The organism is Eudoraea sp. (assembly GCF_049665975.1).
Taxonomy (GTDB): Bacteria; Bacteroidota; Bacteroidia; order Flavobacteriales; family Flavobacteriaceae; genus Eudoraea.
In genome coordinates this window covers 1-2,273 of the sequence record NZ_JBATGR010000467.1, presented here as the reverse complement: position 1 = coordinate 2,273, position 2,273 = coordinate 1, and the positions used below count along the sequence as shown (strand labels likewise).

General features: G+C 40.3%; 1 protein-coding gene and 1 tRNA gene. Both read left to right on the top strand.

The features are described from left to right. Positions 1 to 108 precede the first annotated feature (108 nt). Positions 109 to 182 (top strand) — tRNA-Arg (locus WBN20_RS15135). A gap of 543 nt (positions 183 to 725) precedes the next feature. Next, positions 726 to 1,871 carry a glycerate kinase gene (locus WBN20_RS15130; RefSeq protein WP_424282287.1) on the top strand — a complete coding sequence of 382 codons (1,146 nt, stop codon included), beginning with the start codon at positions 726 to 728 and terminating at the stop codon, positions 1,869 to 1,871. Positions 1,872 to 2,273 lie beyond the last annotated feature (402 nt).

The window sequence follows — 2,273 nt, the reverse complement described above, 5'->3', positions numbered from 1 at the left end:
GACAGGCAGCTTCGCTCCGCAACATTAGGTCGCGTAGCTTCCTCCTCCTTCACCTTTGCCAAGGCTTCGGTGAATACGGACGGACAGGCGCTTCGCTCCGCAACACAAGGTCGCGTAGCTCAGCTGGATAGAGCATCTGCCTTCTAAGCAGACGGTCACAGGTTCGAATCCTGTCGCGATCACTTAAAGCAGAAAGTCCATTACGCGAGTAATGGATTTTTTTATTTTAAGAAATGTCAAAAGCCACAGGGTTTTGTAAATGTATTGAAATGAAAAAACAACTGCATCAGCAGTTGGCCTTTCTATTTTCACATGGGGTTGCAAAGGAAAACCGAATGTAATGAGGTAATCCTAGTGCCATCACGACACTTAAGAAACCATACTCTTAGAGTATGGTTCTTTGTTTTATGGAGAAATTGAGCTGGCTCAAAATTTCAGAATAAAACTAAGAATTAGGGCGATAGCCCATGGTTTGTTATTTGCAACATTGAGAGTCAAGGAAAACCGAATGTAATGAGGTAATCCTAGTGCCATCACATCATTCAAGAAACCACGCGCAGAGCGTGGTTTTGTATTTCCGGATAGGATGAAAGCGATTAGCTTTTAGAACGGTCTGGAAATGCAAAACACGATAGCGATAGCTATCTGGTTTCATATTTCTCAAAATACTATAGATTTGCTTTCCCAGGAAAAAAATATTAACCATTTAAAACGTTTGAATTCAGATGGCTGAAAAAAAAATAAAATTTGTCCTTGCACCAGATAAATTTAAGGGTTCTCTGAACGGATTTGAAATCTGTGATGCCATGGAAACAGGTTTAAGAAAGGTTTTCAAGGATGCTACGATACTAAAAATGCCCTTGGCAGACGGGGGCGATGGTACTATTGATGTAGTAAGACACTACCTAAAAGCGGATACCATAAAACTGACAGTAAACAATCCCTTTCTCAAACCTGTTGAAGCATCCTATCTATACTCAGAAGATACAGAAATTGCGTATATAGAGATGGCCGAGGCTTCTGGATTGAAACTATTAAAGGATAGCGAAAAAAATTGCATGTCGACCTCTACTTTGGGCACAGGAGAATTAATATTGGACGGCATTAAGAGGGGGGCAAAAGAGATTATTTTGGGCATAGGGGGCAGTGCTACTAATGATGCCGGTATAGGTATGGCCGTGGCTTTAGGGTTTAAATTTTTAGATAAGAATGATAGACCACTTCTGCCCATCGGCAGCAATCTAATCCACCTTAGAAAAATTGATTCCTCGGGAGTAGATGTCCGAATCAAAAACGTTAAGGTTAAAGTGGCCTGCGATGTAACCAATCCGTTTTATGGCAAAGAAGGAGCTGCTTATGTGTACGCCGAACAAAAAGGAGCCTCCCGAAACGATATAGCCCTTTTGGACGATGGCTTGAAAAATTTGGCAAAAGTTATTACCGAACAGTTCGAAACAGATGTGCAGAAAATTCCTGGTGCGGGTGCTGCGGGAGGTCTGGGCGCAGGCACCGCTATTTTTCTAAACGCCACCTTGACCTCCGGAATAGAATTGATCAAAGAAATGGCCGACTTTGACGCTCAAATTAAAGATGCGGATTGGATTATTACCGGAGAGGGTAAACTAGACGGGCAGACCTTGGCGGGTAAGACTATCAATGGGGTAATGGCATCTGCAAAAAAAAATCGTATTCCCGTGGCGGCATTTTGCGGGGCTGTGGACATTTCTATTGCCAGCCAGGAAGAATTGGGCCTGGACTACGCCGTTTCTATCGTACAGGGCGTTTCAAGTTTGGATGAAGCACTGCTTTCCAGCTATGATAATCTGGTGCAAGGCACTTACAACTTCGCTAAAGTTTTAAAAATAAAATAATTGGCAAAGCTATGCCGCGAAACATAGGTAGTTCATTTCTATTCAAGACCATATAATCCTACAATTTTTTTCAAAACCCCTATTACAACGTTATCGTTCCCAGGAAATTTCACGTTCCTGTATAGCTTTATCAAGTCTTTTGATTACCGGAAAGATATAATGGCCCCTGGATTTTCCAACGAGATAAATACGTAAGATTTCAGCAAGCTGATTAGTAATTTTATTTCAAACAATATGCCAACACATTAAAATTGTCAAATTCAGATACACGCTACTTTCAACAGATTTCTTACCAAAATATTAAGAATATTTTTTGTTTAATCATATATGCTAATAATTAAACATTTTGTATCTTTGTTTAAGTATTTTTGGAAATAGATATTACATTGTTTCTTCCAGAAA

Excerpts from the sequence above, each read along its gene's own strand:
- WBN20_RS15130 (WP_424282287.1), top strand. The coding sequence starts at position 726 with ATGGCTGAAAAAAAAATAAAATTTGTCCTTGCACCAGATAAATTTAAG.